The 17290-nt window shown below is 60.8% G+C and carries 14 protein-coding genes; 7 read left to right on the top strand and 7 right to left on the bottom strand.

Annotated features, from left to right (window positions below):
- Window positions 1–757: AMP-binding protein (locus ACIQ47_RS10250; protein ID WP_396438032.1), on the bottom strand; the 757-nt coding region annotated here is incomplete at its 3' end.
- Window positions 758–913: 156 nt separating this feature from the next.
- On the opposite strand from ACIQ47_RS10250, the gene ACIQ47_RS10245 reads away from it, so the two are divergent.
- The 5 genes from ACIQ47_RS10245 to ACIQ47_RS10225 all read left to right on the top strand — a co-directional run bounded on the left by ACIQ47_RS10245 (window position 914) and on the right by ACIQ47_RS10225 (window position 7446).
- Window positions 914–1642 (top strand): Crp/Fnr family transcriptional regulator, encoded by a 729-nt coding sequence (locus ACIQ47_RS10245; protein ID WP_396438031.1) that lies wholly within the window; start codon window positions 914–916, stop codon window positions 1640–1642.
- A gap of 63 nt (window positions 1643–1705) precedes the next feature.
- Window positions 1706–2614 carry a pseudouridine synthase gene (locus tag ACIQ47_RS10240; RefSeq protein WP_396438030.1) on the top strand — a complete coding sequence of 303 codons (909 nt, stop codon included), beginning with the start codon at window positions 1706–1708 and terminating at the stop codon, window positions 2612–2614.
- Window positions 2615–2690: 76 nt separating this feature from the next.
- Window positions 2691–4658: a molecular chaperone HtpG gene (htpG, locus tag ACIQ47_RS10235; protein WP_396438029.1), complete on the top strand. Its 1968-nt coding sequence runs from the start codon at window positions 2691–2693 to the stop codon at window positions 4656–4658.
- A 166-nt stretch (window positions 4659–4824) separates the two neighbouring features.
- Window positions 4825–5925 carry an ATP-binding protein gene (locus ACIQ47_RS10230; RefSeq protein ID WP_396438028.1) on the top strand — a complete coding sequence of 367 codons (1101 nt, stop codon included), beginning with the start codon at window positions 4825–4827 and terminating at the stop codon, window positions 5923–5925.
- Window positions 5926–6201: 276 nt separating this feature from the next.
- Window positions 6202–7446 (top strand): MFS transporter, encoded by a 1245-nt coding sequence (locus ACIQ47_RS10225; RefSeq protein ID WP_396438027.1) that lies wholly within the window; start codon window positions 6202–6204, stop codon window positions 7444–7446.
- Window positions 7447–7501: 55 nt separating this feature from the next.
- Here the strand turns inward: ACIQ47_RS10225 and ACIQ47_RS10220 are convergent, their stop codons facing one another.
- Both ACIQ47_RS10220 and ACIQ47_RS10215 read right to left on the bottom strand, forming a co-directional pair.
- Window positions 7502–8776: an MFS transporter gene (locus tag ACIQ47_RS10220; protein WP_396438026.1), complete on the bottom strand. Its 1275-nt coding sequence runs from the start codon at window positions 8774–8776 to the stop codon at window positions 7502–7504.
- A 98-nt stretch (window positions 8777–8874) separates the two neighbouring features.
- Window positions 8875–10470: an ABC transporter substrate-binding protein gene (locus ACIQ47_RS10215; protein ID WP_396438025.1), complete on the bottom strand. Its 1596-nt coding sequence runs from the start codon at window positions 10468–10470 to the stop codon at window positions 8875–8877.
- A gap of 169 nt (window positions 10471–10639) precedes the next feature.
- Between ACIQ47_RS10215 and ACIQ47_RS10210 the strand changes: the two genes are divergently transcribed.
- Complete coding sequence (locus ACIQ47_RS10210; protein ID WP_396438024.1) at window positions 10640–11878, top strand: amidohydrolase family protein; 1239 nt, start codon at window positions 10640–10642, stop codon at window positions 11876–11878.
- Between the two features lie 29 nt (window positions 11879–11907).
- Here the strand turns inward: ACIQ47_RS10210 and ACIQ47_RS10205 are convergent, their stop codons facing one another.
- Both ACIQ47_RS10205 and ACIQ47_RS10200 read right to left on the bottom strand, forming a co-directional pair.
- The gene (locus ACIQ47_RS10205) at window positions 11908–12927 is read right to left on the bottom strand and encodes a serine/threonine protein kinase (protein ID WP_396438023.1); all 1020 of its coding nucleotides are present in this window, start codon (window positions 12925–12927) and stop codon (window positions 11908–11910) included.
- Window positions 12928–12999: 72 nt separating this feature from the next.
- Window positions 13000–13806, bottom strand: coding sequence for a crotonase/enoyl-CoA hydratase family protein (locus ACIQ47_RS10200; RefSeq protein WP_396438022.1), 807 nt, complete (start codon window positions 13804–13806; stop codon window positions 13000–13002).
- Between the two features lie 333 nt (window positions 13807–14139).
- Here ACIQ47_RS10200 and ACIQ47_RS10195 point away from each other — a divergent pair, with 333 nt between their 5' ends.
- Window positions 14140–14709 carry a helix-turn-helix transcriptional regulator gene (locus ACIQ47_RS10195; protein WP_396438021.1) on the top strand — a complete coding sequence of 190 codons (570 nt, stop codon included), beginning with the start codon at window positions 14140–14142 and terminating at the stop codon, window positions 14707–14709.
- Between the two features lie 123 nt (window positions 14710–14832).
- On the opposite strand, the gene ACIQ47_RS10190 is transcribed toward ACIQ47_RS10195, so the two are convergent.
- On the bottom strand, window positions 14833–15681 hold the full coding sequence (locus ACIQ47_RS10190) for a 3-hydroxybutyryl-CoA dehydrogenase (protein ID WP_396438020.1): 849 nt from the start codon (window positions 15679–15681) through the stop codon (window positions 14833–14835).
- Window positions 15682–15811: 130 nt separating this feature from the next.
- Window positions 15812–17290: TonB-dependent receptor family protein (locus ACIQ47_RS10185; protein ID WP_396438019.1), on the bottom strand; the 1479-nt coding region annotated here is incomplete at its 5' end.

Below are 17290 nucleotides of genomic sequence, written 5' to 3'. Positions count from 1 at the left end.
CGGGGCAATTGACCACATAGCCGCAGACCAGCCACTGTGCGTAGCTGAAGATGTTCTGGCCAATCCAGGCCGGCGGCATGTAAGCCAACACATCTTCGGCGCTGGTCAGTTTGTCAAACTCAGCGCCCGCGTCGGCGCGGTCGATCAATGAGCTGTGGGTGTGCACCACGCCCTTGGGGTTGCCGGTCGTACCCGAAGTGAAGAACATCGCCGCCACATCGGTATGGGCCGCTTTTTCAACTTCTTCGTTGAAAAACTGAGGGTGCTGCTGGGCAAACACGCCACCGGCTGCAATCAGCTCTTCGAGCGAGCCCAGACCGTCCTCGGTGTACTTGCGCAAGCCGCGTGGGTCGTCGTAATAAATGTGGGTCAGTTGTGGGCATTGCTCACGCACTTCCAGCATCTTGTCAACTTGCTCCTGGTCTTCCACCACCGCAAAGCGCACCTCGGCGTTGGTGATGGGGAACACGCACTCGGCGGCAGCCGCGTCCTGATACAGCGGCACCGGAATAACGCCCAAGGACTGTGCGGCCAGCATCGTGGCGTAAAGACGTGGGCGGTTGGAGCCCACCACGATCAGGTGCTCGCCGCGCTGCAGACCCGCCTGGTGCAAGCCACAGGCGACAGACTGGACCAGGCTGGCCAAATCCGACCAGCTGGTGGTTTGCCAAATGCCATATTCTTTCTCGCGCAGTGCGGGCGCAGTGGGGCGCTCGGCAGCGTGCTTGAGCATCAAACGGGGAAACGTTGTTTGCATGACCTGACCTGTCTCCAAAAACGGTGCATTGAACGCAATGCGACTGAACTTGGCCGCGATCGTAGGCATTCATTTGACGTTAAGTTGTCGTTTGGACGACAATTCAGGGAAGACCCCTAGCCCACCTGACCGTCAGCTGACACATTGACAAAGACCATGGCCAAAGAAAACAGCGTCCACCAGCGCCGCCGGGCACCCACCCCGGCTGAACTGCAGGGCATCCCCTGGCTGAGCTTGCTGCGCCCCGAAGAGCGGCTGCAAATCGTGCCGCAGCTGGTGGTCAGTGACCCCCAAACCGGCGATCATGTGTGCCGCGTGGGCCGCCCGGTGACGTATTGGTTTGGCGTGATCTCGGGCCTGCTAAAAATGAGCACCGACAACGCCAGCGGCCAAACCATGACTTTCACCGGCATACCCCCTGGCGGCTGGTTTGGCGAAGGCACAGTCCTCAAGCGTGAAATTTACCGCTACAACATCCAGGCCCTTCGGCCCAGTGTGGTGGCGGGACTGCCTCTGGACACCTTTCACTGGCTGATCGACCATTCACTGGGTTTTAACCGTTTCATCATGCAGCAGCTCAACGAGCGCTTGGGCCAGTTCATTGCCGCGCGCGAAATGGACCGCATGACCAGCCCCGAGCTGCGCCTGGCGCGCCATTTGGCCGCCCTTTTTAACCCGGTGTTGTTTTCCGGCGTTGGCGAGGTGCTGCGCATCACCCAACAAGAGCTGGCTTATCTGGTGGGTTTGTCGCGCCAGCGCGTGAACGAAGCGCTGCGCGTGCTCGAAGCACACCAGCTCATTCGGGTGGAGTACGGTGGTCTGCGAATTTTGGATTTACAAGGCCTGCGCCAATCCCAGTTAGACGGCCTGACACGCAACGCATGACCGCATTCTTTCAAACGCCAAAAGAAGTGACAATCGACCCACTTCTTTTGCGCACCTTAATCCATGACCCAGCCCCCTGCATTCAAACGCGCCCCCCGCCCCGAAGGCAAAGGCGAAACGGCCGAACCCAGCGGCACCTCGCGCCTGAACAAGCGCATGGCTGAGCTGCGCATGTGCTCGCGCCGAGAAGCCGACGCCTGGATCGAACAAGGCTGGGTGATGGTCAACGGCCTGCCCGCCAGCATGGGCCAGCAGGTCACGCTGTCTGACCGCATCACCATCGACAAAGCGGCCGAGCAGCAGCAAGACCGGCAAGTGACTATTCTTTTGCACAAGCCCATGGGCTATGTGAGCGGCCAGGCCGAAGACGGGCACGAACCCGCCATCACCCTGATCAACCCGCGCAGCCACTGGGGTGGTGACCCATCCAAGCTGCGTTTCACCCCGCCGCACCTGCGCGGCTTGGCCCCAGCCGGACGCCTGGACATCGACTCCACAGGTCTGCTGGTGCTGACACAAGACGGCCGCGTGGCGCGCCAGTTGATTGGCGAAGACTCCGAGATGGAAAAAGAGTATCTGGTGCGCGTGGCCTATACCGGCCACGAAAACACCGCCGCCGCCTCGGCCGCGTCCGCCACCTATGGCGGCAAGGCCAACCCGCTCACCGTCATTGGCGACTTCGACCGGGTGAGCGCCAACGTGCAAGCTGTGTTTCCCAAAGCGCTGCTCGAGCGCCTGCGCCACGGCCTGAGCCTGGACGGCAAACCCCTGAAACCCGCCAAAGTGGACTGGCAAAACCCCGAACAGCTGCGCTTTGTGCTGATCGAAGGCAAAAAGCGCCAGATCCGCCGCATGTGCGAACAAGTGGGCCTGAAAGTGGTGGGCCTCAAACGCATCCGCATGGGGAGTGTGCAGTTGGGGCAAATGCCGGCGGGGACTTGGCGGTATTTGGGGCCGAACGAATCGTTTTGACCCCTTGAAATTCACCCGTGACGCCCCAAGCTGTGGGGCGTTCTTGTTTTCTGATCTTTTTTACTGTTGAACCGCTATGAGCAAACAAACCCATGCCTTTCAGGCCGAAGTCGCGCAACTGCTGCACCTGGTCACCCACTCGCTGTATTCCAACCAAGAAATCTTTTTGCGCGAGCTGATTTCCAACGCGTCTGATGCCTGCGACAAACTGCGCTTTGAAGCGCTGAACAACAACGGCCTGTACGAAGACGCGCCCGACTTGCAAGTGCGCCTGTCGTTTGACAAAGCCGCCAAGACGCTCACCATCACCGACAACGGCATCGGCATGACGGCGCAAGAAGCCATTGACCACCTGGGCACCATCGCCAAAAGTGGCACCAAGGACTTTGTGAGCCAACTGAGCGGCGACCAGAAGTCGGACGCGCAGTTGATTGGCCAGTTCGGTGTGGGCTTTTATTCGGGCTTCATTGTGGCCGACAAGATCACCGTCGAAACCCGCCGCGCAGGTGCCACGCCTGCCGAAGGCGTGCGCTGGATCAGCGGCGGCACGGGCGACTTTGAGGTCGAGACCATCACCCGCGCAGAGCGTGGCACCAGCGTGATCTTGCACCTGCGCGAAGAAGCGCTGGAGTACGCCAACACCTGGAAGCTCAAGGAAATCGTTGGCAAATACTCCGACCACATCAGCCTGCCCATCTTGATGGAGAAGGAAGAGTGGAAAGACGGCGAGCTGATCGATCCGAACAACGAAGGAGGTGGCCGCCAGCCCGGCGGCATGGTCAAGACCGGCGAATGGGAAACCATCAACAAAGCCAGCGCCTTGTGGACCCGTCCCAAGAAAGACATCACCGACGAGCAATACGCCGACTTCTACAAACAGATCAGCCGCGACTTTGAAGCCCCACTGACTTGGACCCACAACCGCGTGGAAGGCAGCACCGAATACACGCAGCTGCTCTACATCCCGTCCAAAGCCCCGCAAGACCTGTGGAACCGCGACAAGAAGGCGGGCATCAAGCTCTACGTCAAGCGCGTGTTCATCATGGACGAAGCCGAAGCGCTGATGCCCAGCTACCTGCGCTTTGTGAAGGGCGTGGTGGACTCGGCCGACCTGCCCCTGAACGTGAGCCGCGAGTTGCTGCAAGAAAGCCGCGACGTGAAAGCCATCCGCGAAGGCTGCACCAAGCGTGTGCTGTCGATGCTGGAAGATTTGGCGAAACACGACAAGGCACCTGAGGAGACCGACGGCGTGACCGACGTTCTGAGCGACGAAGACAAGGCCAAGCAGGGCCAGTATTCCAAGTTCTACGCCGAGTTCGGCGCGGTGCTCAAAGAAGGCTTGGGCGAAGACTTTGGCAACCAAGCGCGTTTATCCAAGCTGCTGCGTTTTGCGTCATCGACCCACGACACCGTGAGCGTGAGCTTTGCCGACTACAAAGCCCGCATGAAAGAAGGCCAGGACGCGATTTACTACATCACCGCCGACACCCTGGCCGCCGCCAAGAACAGCCCGCAGCTCGAAGTCTTCAAGAAAAAAGGCATCGAAGTGCTGCTGATGACCGACCGCGTAGACGAGTGGGCGCTGAACTTTGTGAACGAGTTTGATGGCACCCCGCTGCAAAGCGTGGCCAAGGGCGCGTTTGATCTGGGCAAGCTGCAAGACGAAGAAGAAAAGAAAGCCGCCGAAGACGCGGCCGAAACCTTCAAGCCCGTGCTGGCCAAACTCAAAGAAGCGCTCAAAGACAAAGCCGAAGACGTGCGCGTGACCAGCCGCCTGGTGGACAGCCCCGCCTGCCTGGTGGTGACCGACGACGGCATGAGCATGCAACTGGCCCGCATGCTCAAGCAAGCTGGGCAAAGCGCCCCCGAAGTCAAGCCCGTGCTCGAAGTCAACCCCGAACACGCGCTGGTGAAAAAACTCGACGGCTCGGTCCACTTCCACGACCTGGCCCACATCCTGTTTGACCAGGCCCTGCTGGCCGAAGGCGGCTTGCCCGCAGACCCAGCGGCTTATGTGAAGCGGGTGAATGCGCTGCTGAGCTGATCGTCAATCGCCCAGCTAAAAGCCCCGCCAGACTTGTGTCTGGCGGGGCTTTTTTAATTTGAAATATCCCGCAAAGCCTTATAAAGCCCAAAATATTACAAATCGAAGTTTCAAACTTAATTTTGTAAAAATAATCCCGCGCACCGCATCCAGCACATTGGAACGCTTGGCCAAAGGCTTTCCTGTGGTCGCGCTCACGGGGCCTCGTCAGTCGGGCAAAACCACCTTGGCCAAATCGCTTTTCAAGGAGAAGCCCTTTGTATCGCTGGAAAACCCCGATGAGCGTGAGTTTGCGCTGCGAGATCCCCAGCGATTTTTTCAGCGCTTTCCCAGCGGAGCGATTTTGGACGAGGTGCAGCGCTGCCCCGAATTGCTGTCGTGGCTGCAAGGCTGGGTGGACGAGCGCGGCATCATGGGCGACGTTGTCCTCACGGGCTCGGCGCAATTTGACTTGCTCGCGGGCATTACACAAACGCTGGCAGGCCGGGTGGGTCGGGTTGAACTGCTGCCCCTGAGCGCGGCCGAATTGTTGGCGGCAAGCAAAGCGCCCAGTGACTTGAACGCCACCTTGTTTAAAGGTGGCTACCCCGCGCTGTACGACCGCGACATTTCGCCACAAGACTGGTTTGCCAACTACATCGCCACCTATCTGGAGCGTGATGTGCGGCAACTGATCGCGGTGCGCGACCTGACGCAATTTCAGACTTTCGTCAAAATGTGCGCCGCCCGTACAGGCCAGCTGCTCAACCTCGCGTCACTCGGGGCCGATTGCGGTATCACCTCCGTGACCGCCAAACAATGGTTATCTGTGCTGCAAGCCAGTTACATCGTCACCTTGCTCAAACCGCACCACCGCAATTTTGGCAGGCGTCTGGTGAAAGCACCCAAACTCTACTTTTGCGTTGTGGGCCTGGCCGCTTGGCTGTTGGACATTCGCGATGCTGCCACACTGGACACCCATGCCGCACGCGGTGCCTTGTTTGAAACCCATGTCATCGGCGAATTGATGAAGCAGCGCCTGAATGCGGGCCAAGCGTTGGATCTGTGCTTCTGGCGCGACAACGTCGGACACGAAGTCGTTGTCTTGATCGATAACGCGCAAGGCCTGCAAGCGCTTGAAATCAAGTCAAGAAGCACCTTTGCCAATGACTGGACCGACGGTCTGAAGAAATGGCAAAAGTTTGCAGGCGACGAAAGCATCCAGCCATCGCTGGTGTATGGCGGGACCGCCTCTTATGCGCGAGAGGGTGTGCACGTTTGGGGATAGAAGGACATCGGGAAGATTGCGGCTGAAACGGCCTGAAGGACCCAGGTTACGTGACAAATACAAAGACCGTCATCCACGCCCCTCGTGTCATTCATGACCTGATCCGCGATTCAGATTGACCACTACCGCTTGCAAAGGCAATGAAGATGGAACCCGGGTCAAGCCCGGGGTGACAGAGATGCGGCGCGGGGTGCCTGATCAGTGATGCCCGTCTCAGGTCCACGTCCAGTAACCCACAAGACAAGCCCCCCCGCTGTCATCGGCTAAATTGAACCGATGAAATCCCTCCCTGCCGACCCGTCCCTCATCGATTCTCGCCAAGCCGCCTGGCGTTTGCTGGCCACGCTGGGGTTGGTGGTGCTGGGCAACAGCAGCATGTACATCGTCTCGGTGGTGTTGCCTGCGGTGCAGACCGAGTTTGGTGTGGGCCGGGCCGACGCTTCGCTGCCCTACACCTTGATGATGATTTGCCTGGGCCTGGGCGGCCTGATCACCGGCCGCTTGGCCGACCGCCATGGCCTGACGCCGGTGTTGTGGGTGGGCGCCTTGGCCGTGTGTGGTGGCTTCATCTGGGCCGGGATGTCAGGCAGCATCTGGTCCTTTGGCCTGGCGCACGGCTTGATGGGCCTGATTGGCAGTTCATCGACTTTTGCGCCCCTCATGGCCGACACCGCTTTGTGGTGGAACCGCCGCCGGGGCATTGCGGTGGCCATTTGCGCCAGTGGCAATTACATCGCGGGCACCATCTGGCCGCCGATTGTTCAGCACGGCGTGGAGACTGTGGGCTGGCGGCAGACCTATATCATGCTGGGTATTTTTTGCGGCGTGGGCATGTTTTTGCTGGCCATGTTGATGCGCCAGCGCCCGCCGCTGGTGAACCTGACACCGGCCAACGCCAGCACCGTGCCCGTGGACCGCAGCCGCCCCTTTGGCCTGAAACCTGCCCACGCCCAAAGCCTGCTGTTTATCGCCGGGGTGGCGTGTTGCGTGGCCATGTCCATGCCGCAAGTGCACATCGTGGCCTATTGCTCTGACCTGGGTTTTGGCGCGGCACGCGGGGCTGAAATGCTCTCGCTCATGCTGGCCAGCGGTATCGTCAGCCGGTTGGTGTTTGGCGTGATCAGCGACCGCATTGGCGGCATCCGCACTTTGCTGCTGGGCTCTTTTTTGCAAGGCGTGGCGCTGCTGATGTTTTTGCCTTTTGACGGCTTGGTACCGCTGTACCTCGTCTCGGCCATGTTTGGGCTGTTTCAGGGCGGCATCGTGCCCGCCTACGCCATCATCGTGCGCGAGCACTTCGACCCCAAAGAAGCGGGGGCCCGCGTGGGTTCGGTGATCATGGCCACCTTGTTGGGCATGGCGCTGGGCGGCTGGATGTCGGGCTGGGTGTTTGACATGACCGGCAGTTACCACGCAGCCTTTTTGAATGGCATCGCCTGGAACTTCCTCAACCTGTGCATTGCCAGTTGGTTGTTCTGGCGGGTGCGTCGGGCTGAACGCGGCGCACCGACTCGCGTTTGAATCGCCCGCGCTTGGCCGACACAGGCTGGGCAACCCAGCCACAAACTGTGCAGGCTCAATGCCAGCGGCTTGACCGACGCCACACGCTCAACAACAGCAAGGCCAAAGCCAGGCCTGCAGCCCAGGGCAGAAGGCCCATGGTGCCCGCCCAAATGGCCTCAGGCATTGAAGCGCCTTGCGCCACAGCCCGACTTTGCAACAGTTCCATGAGCCACAGCCAGGCCATGGCCGCACCCACGATACCGACGGTGCGGGTCACCAGGGTCAGGCTGCCCGACAGGCCCCGCGCGGAGTCGGGCAAAGTGGCCACCACCTGGTCGGCGTAGACCACCTGAAACACCCCCAGACCCAAACCCTGCACAAGCAAGGCCAGGGCCATGAAGGGCCAGGCTTGCGCCATTGGCACCGCACCGATCAAGGCCAGGCCCAAGGCCATGATCCCTTGCGCTGCGAGGCCCGCAGACCGCAAGTCCATGCGGCGCAGCAGCACTGGGGCCACGCCCGAACCGGCCAACACCCCCAACGCCCAGAGGGACAGCATGGCACCACTGGCCGTGCCCCCCCAGCCCGCTGCAGGCAAGGCGTAGGGCAAGCTCAGTGCAATCGTGAAGCCGCAAAACTGAACCCCCACACTGAGCAGGTTGATCCAGGCGAAATCGGCATCGCGCCGCAGGAGGCCCCACAGGCCCCGCACGCTGCCCGCTTGGCTGGCAGCGCTGGGTGTGCTCAGTGTCTGCGCCCGCAGGCGACGCACCAGCCAAGGCGAGCACAACCAGGCCAGCAGCACAATCGGCACCCGAAAACCGTACACCCCGGCCCAACCCCAGTGCAGCATGCTGATGCCCCCAAGCAAAGGGGCCAGCACACCCGCCGCCGCAAACATGGCGCCATACACCGACAGCGCTTGCGTGCGTTGCCCGGCGGCCATCAAGCCCATGGCCAAGGCCGGCGCGCAGGACAGCGTCAGCGCCACCCCGATGCCCTGCAAAACCCGCCCGGCCAGCAGCCCACCATAAGACGGTGCCGCCGCACAGGCCACCAAGGCCAGCGCCGACAGCACCAAACCCCAGCGGAACACGCGCAAGTGGCCCAGGCGGTCCCCCAACACACCGCAAAACAGCATCAGGCTGCCGTAGGTGATGACATAACACACCGCCACCCAACGGATGTCGGGTGTGGCCAAGGCGAAGGCTGCGGTCATGGCCGGAAACGCCATGTTGACCGCGAAGTCGAGCGGGGCGATCGCGGCGCCGCAGCCGACGACGGCAAAACCCAGAAAAGGCGTGCGGGGGCGGGACGTGTCAGCGTGGGGGGAAGAAGGCGAAGACATGGTGGCTGTCCGTGGCAGCAAGCCCCCTGGGGTGCATGGCCCCGTTCGCGCTTGAAACCCTGCCCCGCGCAGGCGGAGCAGGTTGGCTCAACCCCAGATCACTTGCTGACCGTGGCGTAATACATCTTGGGCGCATCGTTGGAGTTGTGCGCAATGCTCACATTTTTCTTCATGGACCAAGGGCGCATCTGGTGGTGCAGTGGCACATACAGGGCTTCGTCGCGGGTGATGGTCAAGGCTTCCTTGAGCATGTTGTCGCGCTTGGTCTTGTCCATTTCGGTCTTCATGGCTTCGGTCAAGGCGTCCACCTTGGCGTTGCTGATTTTGAGGAAGTTGAAGTTGCCGTCCGAACCGGTGGTGCGGGTCATGACCAAAGACTGCAAGGAGTACTGCGCGTCGTAGGTAGCCACGCCCCAGCCCAACAGGTAAGCGCTGGAGTCAAAGTTCTGGATCTTGCCGATGAAGCTGCTGAAGTTGGTGGCGTTGAGTTTGGCGCGGATGCCCACTTTGGCCCACATGTTGACCACGGCCTGGCACACCTCTTCGTCGTTCACATAACGGTTGTTCGGGCAGTCCAGGGTGAAGTCAAAGCCATTGGCATAACCGGCATCGGCCAGCAGTTTCTTGGCACCGTCCAGATCGGGCGGGGCCACTTTGTCCAACTCGGCCGTATGGCCATTCACGCCAGGCGCCACCATGATGGCGGCAGGCACCGACAGGCCGCGCATGATGCTGCGCTGGATGGCCACCCGGTCAATCGACATGTTCAGGGCTTTGCGCACGCGCACGTCTTTGAAGGGGTTAGGGCCTTTGGAGCCGTATTTCAATTCGTTGGAACCTTGGTCCACCCCGATGAAAATGGTGCGCACTTCCGGGCCATCAAGCACGGACAAGGCGGGTGTGGAGCGCAGGCGGGCCACATCTTGTGTGGGCAAGTCGGTCACGATGTCCACGTTACCCGCTAACAAGGCCGCGATGCGGGTGGGATCGGATTTGATGGGGGTGTAGATCACATCGGTCACGTTGCCCGGCAACTTGTCCCACCAGGCTTTGTTGGCGGTCAAGACCACGCGCTGATCGGCCACCCACTCCTTGATGATGTAAGGGCCGGTGCCGTTGGCGTTGGTGGAAGCGAAGGTGATTTCCTTGGCTTTGTAGTCCTGCACTTTTTCGGACTTGTTTTTCACCGCCCATGCCTTGCTCATGATGAAGAAGGTGGTGAAGCTGTTGAGCAAAGTCGGGTTGGGTTTGTCCAGCACCACGTCGATGGTGTGGTCGTCGACCTTGTTGATGCCTTTGACACCCGCCACATAAATTTGCATGGTGCCTTGTGGCTGGCGGATGCGGTCAAAAGAGAACAGCACGTCGTCAGCGGTGAAGGCCGAGCCGTCTTGGAACTTGACGTTCTTGCGCAGATTGAAACGCACTGTGGTGGGGTTGACCACTTGCCAGCTGGTGGCCAGTGCGGGCTCGACTTTGTAGTTGCGGTCATAGCGCACCAGGGGCTCGTAGGCATGGCCCACAATGTTGTTGGTGGTGGCGTGGTTTTGCGCGTGAGGGTCCAGCGTCAGGATATCGTTTTGCGCGGCCCACTTGAGCTCAGCCGCTTGGACCGCACCGACAGAGATCAAGGCGGCAGACATGCCCAGGGCCAACGCGAGCAAGCGCGTGGAGCGAAGAATTGGTTTCAACATGCAAATTCCTGTCTTGGTTGGTTGACATTTGATTCTAGGCAGCCGGCTGGGCTGACGCAAGGGTGAAAACTTAGGGTTTATGCGGTGTCCAAGGGCAAGATCGACTGAGATGATGAACTTTGGTGCCTTATGACGTCATGCGGTGGCGTCCCACTTTTTAAACTTTTTTATGACCTCGATCCTGATCCAATCGGCCAACGTGCTCGATGTTGAAACCCTGAAATTTTTGCCAGACACCGATGTGTGGGTCAAGGATGGTCAAATTGAAGCTGTAGGCCCTCAGCTGCCCGTGCCAGAAGGTGCGCAAACCGTTTCGGCCAAGGGCCTGACCCTGATGCCCGGCCTGATCGACTGCCATGTGCATGTGATCGCCTCGCACCTGAACCTGACCTACAACAGCCAGCAGCCCAATGTGTTTGCCACCTTGCGGGCCATCCCCATCATGAAGGGCATGCTGATGCGCGGCTTTACCACTGTGCGCGATGCCGGTGGGGCTGACTGGAACCTGGCAGAAGCCACCCGCACCGATTTGGTCGAGGGGCCGCGCATTTTTGCTGCAGGCCGCGCCCTGTCGCAGACTGGCGGCCATGGCGACGGCCGCCCGCGCAGCGACGAACTGGAAAGCTGCGCCTGCTCCACCCGCGTGGGGGCGCTGGCGCGTGTGGTCGATGGCGTGGACAACGTGCGCTTGGCCGTGCGTGAGGAGGTCATGAAGGGAGCCAACCAGATCAAGATCATGGCCTCGGGCGGCGTGGCTTCGCCCAACGACCCGATCCATTACCTGGGCTACTCCGAAGGCGAGATCCGCGCCATCGTGGACGAAGCCGAACACGCGGGCACCTACGTCATGGCCCACGCCTACACGCCCAAGGCGATTCGCCGGGCGGTGGAATTTGGGGTGCGCAGCATCGAGCACGGCAACCTGATCGACGCCGACACCTGCGCCTTCATGGCCGACCACGGGGCTTTCATGGTGCCGACCCTCATCACCTACGAGGCTTTGGCCAACGAGGGCGCCAGCCTGGGCTTGCCAGCTGTTTCGGTGGCCAAGATCGATACCGTGCGCAGCCAAGGCCAAAAAGCACTGGAGATTTTGGCCAAGGCCGGCGTCAAGATGGCCTTGGGCACCGATTTACTGGGCGAGTCACACCGCCACCAGTCAGAAGAGTTGCGCATCCGCGCCAGCATCCTGGGTTCGGGCGCGACCTTGCAACAAGCCACGGTGAACGCAGCCGAGTTGCTGAACATGTCGGGCCAGTTGGGCGTGATCAAACCCGGTGCCAAAGCCGACCTGTTGCTGGTCAGGGGCAATCCGTTGGATGACATTTCTTGCCTGCTGGGTCAGGGCGATCACTTGGTGTCGATCATGAAGGACGGTAAGTTTTACAAGCAAGGCCTGCCCGCTTAAGCCCACAGGACTGATGCACCCTGTTCGCTTCAAATGCTCAGGGGTTCTTCCTGCATCTGCTCAACCTGCTCTTGCAGCATCAACACCTGGCCGCGCCAGTAATCGGGCGTGCCAAACCACGGAAAGTTGATCGGGAAAATCGGATCATCCCAGCGCCGTGCCAGCCAGGCGCTGTAGTGGATCAGGCGCAGCGTGCGCAGCGGCTCGATCAGGTTCAGCTCGGCCCGGTCAAAGTCGCGCACTTGTTCGTACCCATCGAGCAAAGCCGACAGTTGCTGCGTGCGCTGCGCCCGGTCGCCCGAGAGCAGCATCCACAGGTCTTGCACGGCCGGGCCCATGCGGGCGTCGTCCAGGTCCACAAAGTGCGGGCCACCACCGGGCAGCTCGGCAGGCGTCCACAAAATATTGCCCGGGTGACAGTCGCCGTGCAGGCGAATCAGGCGACGGTCTGCTGCGCCTTGCGCCATTTTTTCTTGCACCAGCGCCAGCGCCGCAGCAAAGGCCTCGCGCCATTCGCGCTCGACTTCCAGTGGGATCATCTGGTTCGTTTGCAGCCACTCTGCGGGCTCGAGCGCAAAAGTCTGTACATCGAGCGCGGGGCGGTGCGCAAAGGGCTTGGCCGCCCCCACGGTGTGGATGCGGGCCAGGAAACGGCCAATCCATTCCAGCACCTCAAAGTCATCCAACTCGGGCGTGCGGCCGCCGCGCAAGGGGCTGACCGAAAAATCAAACCCCGCACTTTGGTGCAGCGTCTGGCCGTTCAGCAACATCGGCGGCACCACCGGCACTTCGGCCGCCAGCAACTCGGCCGCAAAGTCGTGTTCTTCTTGAATTTGCTCGCGGCTCCAGCGCCCAGGCCGGTAAAACTTGAGCACCACCGCCGCGCTGCCTTGCACCGGCTCGTCCAAGTGCGCACGGTACACGCGGTTTTCGTAAGAGCTGAGCGCCAGCAAACGGCCATCGGGCCACAAGCCCAGTTCCTGCAAGGCGTCCATCACCCGGTCGGGGGTGAGTTCGGCGTAGGGGTGCAAAGCGTTCGTGTCAATCATGCGCCGATTGTGGGGCACGAGCGGGGCCTTCATCGCTGCCCGGCTGCATCGTTTGGGCGCACCCGGGTCAGATCAATGCCCGGTAAAACGGGCGGCGCGTTTTTCCACAAACGAGCGCACACCCTCTGCGGCATCGTCGCTGTTGGACAGCGTTCTTTGCACCGCAATGAAATCGTGCATTGCGGCCAGTGGGCCGTGCTCCACCGCTTTGAGCACGTTTTGGCGCGTGGCCACCACCGCCAGCGGGGCCCGTGCGGCGATCTGCTCCGCGATGCGCATGACCTCGGTCAAAAGACCATTGGCGGGCACCACCTTTTGCACAAAGTTCAGGCGCAGGGCTTCGGCGCTGTCAAACACATCGGCTGTGAGCAAATGCAAGAGCGCATTGCCCATGCCCGCCCGCTCGGCCATGCGCAGCGTGGCACCACCCGTGGCCATGATGCCGCGCTGCACCTCCAGCTGCGAGAACCGGCAATCTTCGGCTGCCACCACGATGTCGGCCGCCAGCATCAGCTCGATGCCCAGCGTGTACGTGATGCCCTGCACCGCCACCAACATCGGCTTGACGCGGCGTCGATACCCCTCCATGCCCAGGTTCAGCGGGTCCACCAAGCCCAGCGGCACCGTCTTTTCACCGCGCTTCATCAGCGGCGCGATGGTGGGCAAGTCCAGTCCGGCGGTGAAATGGTCACCCGCCGCACACAAAACGCCCACGCGCAGCACAGGGTCGTCGTCGAGCCGGGTGTAGGCTTGGCCCAGTTCACGGAACATCTTCGGTGTGAAACCGTTGCGCTTGGCCGGGCGGTTGATGCAAATTTGAAGGACTGCGCCATACACGGTGCAGTCGATCTGGCCTTCGGGGTGGGGGTGGTAGTTCATGAGCGGCATGCTAGGGGGAGAAACCCCGCCAGCACTTCACTCCGGCGACAGGCTTGATCAGCACCACCGCATGCACCCCAAAAATGGGGCTTTTCATGCATCAGCACGGCAGGCGGTGCAAGTTTCAACACTGGCTGGCTCTGATGAACAATCATTTTCACAGCAGCAACCCATTGGGGGGATTTACAAAAAACAAAAATAACAATAAGCTTCATTTGATCGGTATTTATTCTTTGAAATTTAAATCAAAATTAGACTCTTGGTACCATGAAGCTTCACATCAAATCTCATTTTCAGGTCGCTGAAATAGCGCGCAAAGAGGAGCGTCCGACCATGGAGTTGCCAAGCGAGGGTGGCCGCTCAACGGTGCTTAAACAGGTGAAGTCCCTGCACATCAAGCGCCACTTGTTACAAGCCAACAAGGACCTTGAGACTTTCATCGGCGATCAAAATTCAGAAACAGACGATCCCTTTGGCCGTGTATTGCGGCGCTTGCGCGTCCACAAAGGGCTGCAAGCGAGTGTTGTGGCATCCAAAGCTTGCATCTCGGTTTGGCAGCTGTACGAACTTGAAACTGGAAAAGACACCCTGTTTTACACCCCTGGCTTGCGCATCAAGGCGGCTCAACGGGTGGCCGAATTTTTGGGCACGGACTGGTCAGAAATACTGCAAGGCCGCGTGATGGTGCGCGCTGTCTCCACGCCGACTGCACAACTGCACCTGTTGAAAACCACAAGTTTGGGCGAACGCTTGAACAACCCGAAAACAGCCCCCTGCGGTGCATTCGACATGGGCGCGGCAGCGCATGAAGGTGCCGCCACTGCCCCTATTTCAAGCGCGCTGTTCCTGCGCGTGGCGGATGTACAGGACAACAAAAGTCACGGCAACCTTGCAAAGCCGTGACCCCATGGTGGGCACACCCGCCCGCAAAAAAGACATTCCGCACCCGCAACGGACGCGATGCCTTGAACACTTGCCCCACAGAACCGTGGGGGTTAACCCCGTTAAACCCACCACAAATCATGCTCAGTACTTGTAAACGCCCTGCCCGGTCTTGCGGCCCAGGCGGCCGGCGGCGACCATTTCTTTGAGCAAGGGGCTGGGGCGGTATTTGCTGTCACCGAATTCCTTGAGGTAGACCTCCATCACGGCCAGGCACACATCGAGGCCAATCATGTCGGCCAGCGCCAGCGGGCCAATAGGCTGGTTGCAGCCGAGCTTCATGCCTGCGTCAATGGCTTCGGCTTCGGCCAGGCCTTCGCCCAGCACAAAGAAGGCCTCGTTGATCATGGGCACCAAGATGCGGTTGACCACAAAGCCGGGGGCGTTCTTGACGGTGATCGGGGTCTTGCCCAGCGCCAGCGCCATGTCGTGCACCGCGTCGTGGGTGGCGTCGCTGGTCTGAAGGCCACGAATAATTTCGACCAGCGCCATCATGGGCACGGGGTTGAAGAAGTGCATGCCGATGAAGCGGTCAGCGCGTTGCGTGGCAGCGGCCAATTGCGTGATGGAGATCGACGAGGTGTTGGACGCGATGATCACGTTCGGGGCCAGCAGACCATCGAGCTGCTTCAAGATCTTGACCTTGAGTTCGTGGTTTTCGGTGGCGGCTTCGATCACCAGCTGGGTGCCCTTGAGGTCGTCGTAGTGGCTGGAGCCCTGGATGCGGGCCAGCGCAGCGGCCTTGTCGGCTTCGCTGATCTTTTCTTTCTTGACCAGACGGTCCAGGCTGCTGGCCACAGTGGCCACGCCTTTGGCCACGGCCGCATCAGAAATATCGACCATCACCACTTGGATGCCAGAGACGGCGCACGCCTGTGCAATGCCATTGCCCATGGTGCCTGCGCCAATGATGCCTACGTTCTGGATGCTCATGTTCTTCATTCCTTCAAAGTGGGAGAGCCAAAAGGAATGATCTTAACGGGGCTGGACAGGGGCTTGGCTGACAGCCCCATCAAGCCGCGGCAGCTCGTCAGCAGCAAGACCGGTCTGACGAGCATCCCCATCAGAACCGGCGCTGCGCCTGCAGCCCCAGCATGAGCTTGCGGCCCGCACCCGGCTCAAAGAAGCGCCCGTTACCATCGTTCACGATCACCGAACCCGCATGTTTTTGATCGGTCAGGTTGTCGACTCGAATGAACTCGCGCAGCGTCCAATCACCCTGCTCTTGCTTGAACTGCACACCCAGGTTGAACAAGGTGTGCGCCGCCGCGGCGTCGGTGTTCAGATCGTTGACCATCACACGGCCTGTATGCCGCGCCTCCAGCGTCACCCGGCTGCCCGCCCAACCTGTGTCCCAGGTCGCTTGGGCAAACAGCTGCTGTTGGGGCAGGCCCGGAATCTGTTGGCCTTGCGGCACTTGCACCTGTGGGGTAGCGTTGGGGCAGCCCGCTGTGATGCAGGTCATGAAGGCATCTTGGTAGCTGGCCCGCATCCAGGTATAGGCCGTGGTGAACGTGACGGGGCCGCTGCGCCATTCGCCCGCCAACTCCAGGCCTTGGCGCAGGGTGCGCCCCGCGTTTTGGAACGTGGTGCGCCCGCCCGTGTTGTTTTGCACCACGATCTCGTCATCGGTGCGGATGTCAAAGGCGGTGGCGCTCCAGCGCAGTTGATCGGCGCGGCCACGCAGGCCCAGCTCGGCGCTGGTGCTGCGGGCGGCGTTGAGTTCGGTGTTGAAGCCCGACACCCCGCCGCTGCGGTAGGCCACTTCGTTGAGCGTCGGGATTTCATAGCCTTTGCCAATACTGGCAAAAGCCTGCAAAGTCGGGTTGATCTGCCAGCGCGCACCCAGCACGGGCAAGGTGGATTGGTAGTCCTTGCGGCCGCTGTCGTCCCGGTTGGTGCCCACGATGTAACGGTCGGTGGATTCGTACTCGGTGCGGGTCTGACGCACGCCACCCATGAGCGTCAAGCCCTGCGTGCGCCACTCGGCTTGCACATACGGGTCCAGCGTTTGGGCCTTGTTGAGCTCGTCGCGGCGCAGCTTGCCTTGCACGCCCAAGGTGGTGCCAATGAAGTTTTCATAGCCTTTGCGGTTGTCGCTTTGTCGGTCAGAGGCGACACCGGCGCTGAGCGACAAACGGCCGCCTTGCCAGTCGCTCTCGTGCCGCCAGCGGGCGTTCCAGCCCCAGTAGTCACGGTCCAGATCGATCACGCCGCCTGAGCTGCCTGCGGGCACTTGCGCGCCGGTGGTGATGGATTGAAACTGCACGACCTGGCGCTGACCGCCATAGCCCATCAGCTCCAGTTTGTGACCACCGCCCAGCGCTTGCTCGAAGGCCAAGCCCCACTGGGTTTGGGCCACCGTTTTGCGGGTGTTAAAGCTGAGCGCCCCAGCGTTGGTTTGCTCGGGGTTGGCGTCAAATTCGGCACGGCTCAAACCTTGCGGGTCCAGCGCCGAGCTGCTGTGCCGGTTGAACACCAGCACGGTGCGCCCGCCTTCGTGCTGGCGCGAGAGTTTCAAATTGGCCGTGCTGCGGTCAGC

The sequence above is a fragment of the Limnohabitans sp. genome (assembly GCF_044373035.1).
Taxonomy (GTDB): domain Bacteria; phylum Pseudomonadota; class Gammaproteobacteria; order Burkholderiales; family Burkholderiaceae_C; genus Limnohabitans_A.
Note: the sequence above shows the minus strand (reverse complement) of the source record. Positions and strands in the feature narration are given on the sequence as shown.

Excerpts from the sequence above, each read along its gene's own strand:
- ACIQ47_RS10195 (WP_396438021.1), top strand. The coding sequence starts at position 14,140 with ATGGAGTTGCCAAGCGAGGGTGGCCGCTCAACGGTGCTTAAACAGGTG.
- ACIQ47_RS10200 (WP_396438022.1), bottom strand. The coding sequence starts at position 13,806 with ATGAACTACCACCCCCACCCCGAAGGCCAGATCGACTGCACCGTGTAT.
- ACIQ47_RS10215 (WP_396438025.1), bottom strand. The coding sequence starts at position 10,470 with ATGTTGAAACCAATTCTTCGCTCCACGCGCTTGCTCGCGTTGGCCCTG.
- ACIQ47_RS10240 (WP_396438030.1), top strand. The coding sequence starts at position 1,706 with ATGACCCAGCCCCCTGCATTCAAACGCGCCCCCCGCCCCGAAGGCAAA.
- ACIQ47_RS10190 (WP_396438020.1), bottom strand. The coding sequence starts at position 15,681 with ATGAGCATCCAGAACGTAGGCATCATTGGCGCAGGCACCATGGGCAAT.
- ACIQ47_RS10245 (WP_396438031.1), top strand. The coding sequence starts at position 914 with ATGGCCAAAGAAAACAGCGTCCACCAGCGCCGCCGGGCACCCACCCCG.
- ACIQ47_RS10210 (WP_396438024.1), top strand. The coding sequence starts at position 10,640 with ATGACCTCGATCCTGATCCAATCGGCCAACGTGCTCGATGTTGAAACC.
- ACIQ47_RS10225 (WP_396438027.1), top strand. The coding sequence starts at position 6,202 with ATGAAATCCCTCCCTGCCGACCCGTCCCTCATCGATTCTCGCCAAGCC.
- ACIQ47_RS10205 (WP_396438023.1), bottom strand. The coding sequence starts at position 12,927 with ATGATTGACACGAACGCTTTGCACCCCTACGCCGAACTCACCCCCGAC.
- htpG (WP_396438029.1), top strand. The coding sequence starts at position 2,691 with ATGAGCAAACAAACCCATGCCTTTCAGGCCGAAGTCGCGCAACTGCTG.
- ACIQ47_RS10220 (WP_396438026.1), bottom strand. The coding sequence starts at position 8,776 with ATGTCTTCGCCTTCTTCCCCCCACGCTGACACGTCCCGCCCCCGCACG.